A 4,648-nucleotide genomic window follows, 5' to 3' on the forward strand; every position below is an offset into this window, starting at 1 on the left:
AGGTTTTTAGATTTATTCAGCAAGCCCCAATTATTAACGTCCCTATTTGATCGAGAATACACCAATCTATTACTTTTTTGCTGGCCCTGTGTAGGTAATTTTCTCCTCGACAGTTTCGTTTATGGCTTAGGAATATCAATTTTTGAGGTTTGAGGTTTTGGGTATGATTAGGTGTTGACAATCTCACCGTTAAGCCTACGGCTATAATGGGAGATTGCTGCTTCTACTCCTCTTAACTAGACACAATCGGAAAATTATGCCCCCGTCAGACCGAATCCACAAGCATTTTAACTTAACGTCCATCGACTGCCAGGCGGCGGACGGAGCTAAATAAGGATCGGGAGGTCAGTCCCCGTCATACCTAACGATAAAGGGCGCAAACCTTACGCCCTTTACAGAATGATTTTAAACCGATTGCTCTAGCAAAATTGTCTGTTTACCCGATGTTAATAATAACTGGGTTTGCTTAATTTCTCCCTTGTGGTTACGCCATTGAATGTCAACGGGTAGAGCGGTATTAGGGTCAATTTTGCCTAAACCAAAGTGTAATACTGGACTTCTCACGCCAGAATGACCATTGCCCCCATCTACCTGCGCCACCAGCTGACTGCCATCAGGTAGAGACACCTTAACCGCTGCGCCAATTGCGGGGATACCCATTTTCCCCTTTTCTGAAGAGGGATTAGGGGAGAGCGCAGGGTTTAAAAGCTCTAATTCCAGAGATTGACCGATATTTGGACTATCATTGCGATAAAAATAAGAGGTTTCCCACTGATTTGCCACTACAAAGTCTAAATCCCCATCTCCATCCACATCGGCGGTGGCAATTCCTCTGGTGACAGAGGGATCATCTAAGCTTAATTGCGATGCCAAATCATAGTAACGTCCATCTTTACCCCGCACAAAAAAGGGATTATGTTGATGACCACTTAAATCGTCTCCATCTTGGAAATGAAACCAACTATTGGGGATTTTCAGGACTTGATCATTACTCATGGCTAACTCATGTAATTCCGGCCAACGATTGATGTCACCCTTACGAAATCCTGTAGCTTGTAACGCTTCTAACTCCCCATCATTATCAAAATCGCCGAATTTTGTTTCCCAACTCCAGCCACTACGAGAGACTCCCAAGGGTTCGCTTTTATCGACATAAGGGGCGATTCCTCGGGACATTTTCTCCGTTTCTCCCGTACTGGTAAAGAGAAAATGACTTTCCTCTAGGGCGTATTCCGAAGCAATATTACTCACATAGATGTCTAGGAGTCCATCATGGTTAATATCTCCGAAATCTACCCCCATTCCCTTAAAGCTATCATGGCCCAGTACCTTAGAATTGGGTGTCGTTAAACCTTTTTGCCCTTCCAGTAAGGCAAATTGGAGATGTCCTCTAGTAGAGCGATTATGTAAGAGGCGATCGGGTCCGAAATCATTGGCAAAATAAATCTCTGGCAATAAATCCCCGTCTAAATCGGCTGTTCCGACGGCCAATGTCCAACCATGAGCAATTTTCTCCTCCAAAGCATCTTGGACTTCTTGATAAGTCACTCCAGTGCTAGAGGCATCGGACCACAAGAAAACTCGATTTTTACCGCCATTATAAGCACGGGTCATCGAATCTTGCATTTTCTCGATTTTCTGAGAATTGACATCCAAAATCTCGGCATTATCTGGGAAGTAATTGCCAATGATTAAGTCTGGGTGTCCGTCCCCATCTAAATCCGAGAAGGTTGCTGCATTGGTGTACCATTTTTCCCTTTTTTGGCTGATTTGCTGCTGAAGATAACCTTGATCTTGCTTGATAAAAGCGATCGGTGTTCGTCCCCAATAATACACTAATAGATCCCTGAGTCCATCTTCATTGAGATCACTGGGAATACATCCCATCGGGGCCATGGTTTGGTCGTTATAGTCAAAATCGGTGACATTCAGGGTGAAGGGCTGATAACGATTGCCCGTACCCGGAACAGGGGAGATAATCACCTGATTGCTTTGGGTTTCTACATGACAGAGATCATTATCCCAGCCATCTCCATCGAGATCCCCCAGGGCAACTGCCGCCCCAACTGCCGAAATCCAGGCCGAATGACGGCTTAAACTGGGATTTGTCGGTCTTTCTACTTGATAGGGTTGATTTTCTAATTCAGGTAAGGGAAAACGAGTAAAGGCAAAGCGAGAAGCGATCGCATCTCTTTCGGCCATTGATAGGGCGGGGAGACGGGAAACAGAGAATAAGACTAAAATTAGCCCCAATGCCAAGATAGACTTACTATGGCGTCGGATGAATTTTTCCAAACGATTCATGGTTTCAAAGAAGTAACTACATTCAATCTAAGCTTAAGACAGTTGAGGGGATTAGGTGCGAAAATGACTTTGGATGGCTTGTCGCCATTGTTCATAGGCAGGGATTTGGTCGTGGTAATCTAAGCCGATGAGGGTATCATCAGTGATCTTGGCTGTTTCAGTAATAGCCATTCCACACAAAATTTGACAGGCTATTTCGGTATTTTCCTGGCAGTTTTCGGCTAGTAAACGTGCTTTTGCCGCAAAAGCTGCTCCCTGGGCTAATTCTGCTCTATAAGGTTCAGCAAGCTGTTTTAAATGTTGAATTTCTTCGGGAGACACTCCCCCCGCATAAGTACAAGCCAAGCCGATCCCACTCCATAAATGGGGTTGAAGCAGCGGGTCGAATTTTTGGATCTGATCGGCAATTTCGGCAATATTTGCCCCTTTCACAAACCAAAGACTGCGCCCTAACCCTTGGGCAAAGACAAGACGCGCATAACCCGATAATTCTTGAGGAGACTTTCTCTCTCGGATATACTTAGGCCAGGCAAAGTATCCTTGATGAAATCCATAGCCGTCAAGGGCTAACCAACCTAATAGGGAATCTGGAAAATGTTGGGCAGAATCTGCTAATTTTTGGAGATAAAAGCGCAAAGAAAAGGGAATACGGGCTAATTGCCATCCTTTCCCTACATAGGCCATGTAAATATGCTTTTTCCCCTCGTTTGCTAAAAAATGCTCAAAGCGATCGCACTTACCCAGGGTTAAACAATCTAGCAGAGATAAAGCCATCGCTGCCCCTTCATAAGCAAATCCTCTCAGATTGAGGGTGACACCTTCAAGAAGAGGAAACAAGTCCGTGAGAGAATGAGCCATAATTGCTGCATTATAGCCATAGATAAAAGTTTGCCCGATCGTTTCCAAATATATCTGTTTTTGAGGCTGAACAGCCGGGCTGCGGCTTTGCGGATCACAGATGAATCCACGCTGATTAAAGGTTGCCGCTTGGGGTGAAAGGAGCAACAATCGTTGTGGAAAACGATTTACCTGCCTAGGAGAAAATTTGTGATCAAAATTGACAGCAGGATGCTCGAAGGGTGCGCCTGAGAAATTAGATGCCATTGTTAAAAAAAGTTGACAAAGTTGACAACCCTTGATGGGAGGCCGAAGATATGACCTCATGTTACCTTAAACAAAGTTTATTTGATGAATCCTTATCCCTGTTAACAACAATGGCTAACTTTCGCCTTCAAAATTCCTATTCTTTAAAATATTGGTTTTGGGGTCTTTTAGGAGCTTTTATGGGATTTAGCTTGGGAACAACCGTTATTATCTTCTATTTTAGACCAGAATCATCCTTGAAAGCTTCCCAGTTATCGATTTCCCCGACGGTTTCTCCTGATACTCCCGAAGCTGTTGCTGCCCTTGGTTATCTTGAACCCCAAGGTGGAATTACTCAAATATCAGCTACTGCCTTTTTGGAAGGAAGTAGAGTAGATAAAATACTGGTAAAACAGGGAGAAAAAGTTGAAAAAGGCGAAATTATGGCTATTTTAGATAATAATGCCCGTTTGCGAGCAGCCCTGAAACAAGCTCAAGCAAATCTGGGTTTAGCAGCATCTAAACTCGAAAAAGTGAGAGAAGGGGCAAAAAAAGGCGAAATTATGGCTCAAGATTCCCGTATGCGTCAAAGCAAAGCGGAATTAGAGGGACAAATAATGAGGCAAACAGCAGCGATCTCTAGTTTGGAATCGGAACTTGAAGGGGAAAAACTAGGACAAAAAGCTACCGTTGAAAGAATTAAAGCAGAATTGAATAATTCTCTCACAGATTGTCAACGTTATCAATCTTTATACCGTAATGGTGCAGTTTCTCAAGGGGAAAAAGAGCGATTTTGTTTAGAGGCGACAACTACACAAAAAAGACTCCAAGAAGCTGAGGCTAACTTGCAACGCATTACGACTACCTTAGAACAAAAAATTCAGGAAGCCAGAGCCAATCTACAACGAACTCTTAATACTTTAGAACAACAAATTCAAGAAAACCAAGCTATGTTAAGTGCAGTTACGGAAATTCGTCCTGTTGATCTTCAAATTGCTCAAGATGAAGTAATGACAGCTAAGGCTAATGTAGAACGCGCTCAGGCGGAATTAGAATTATCCTATGTGCGTGCGCCCCATGCAGGAATAATTTTAAAAATTAATACTTTTCCTGGAGAATTAGTGAAAAATGAAGGGATTTTAGAATTGGGAAACATCCAAAAAATGTATGTGACAGCAGAAGTGTATGAAACCGATATTAGTCGAGTTAAATTAGGTCAATCTGTAACGATAAAAGCCGATAAAATGCTCGGAGATTTAGA

Annotated in this window: 3 protein-coding genes; 1 reads left to right on the plus strand and 2 read right to left on the minus strand. The window is 43.1% G+C overall.

The features are described 5' to 3' along the window. Positions 1-405: 405 nt before the first annotated feature. Both PX636_RS17500 and PX636_RS17505 read right to left on the minus strand, forming a co-directional pair. Positions 406-2,304, minus strand: a complete 1,899-nt coding sequence (locus PX636_RS17500; protein ID WP_288118075.1) for a CRTAC1 family protein — start codon at positions 2,302-2,304, stop codon at positions 406-408. 51 nt (positions 2,305-2,355) lie between these two features. Then, a complete protein-coding gene (locus PX636_RS17505) occupies positions 2,356-3,408 on the minus strand; it encodes a DUF1702 family protein (RefSeq protein WP_041803854.1) in 1,053 nt (350 codons plus the stop codon). 50 nt (positions 3,409-3,458) lie between these two features. Here PX636_RS17505 and PX636_RS17510 point away from each other — a divergent pair. Continuing rightward, the coding region (locus tag PX636_RS17510; RefSeq protein WP_288118078.1) for an HlyD family efflux transporter periplasmic adaptor subunit at positions 3,459-4,648 on the plus strand (1,190 nt) is incomplete at its 3' end.

The organism is Microcystis sp. M53598_WE2 (assembly GCF_030067735.1).
In the GTDB taxonomy this organism is placed as follows: Bacteria; Cyanobacteriota; Cyanobacteriia; order Cyanobacteriales; family Microcystaceae; genus Microcystis; species Microcystis aeruginosa.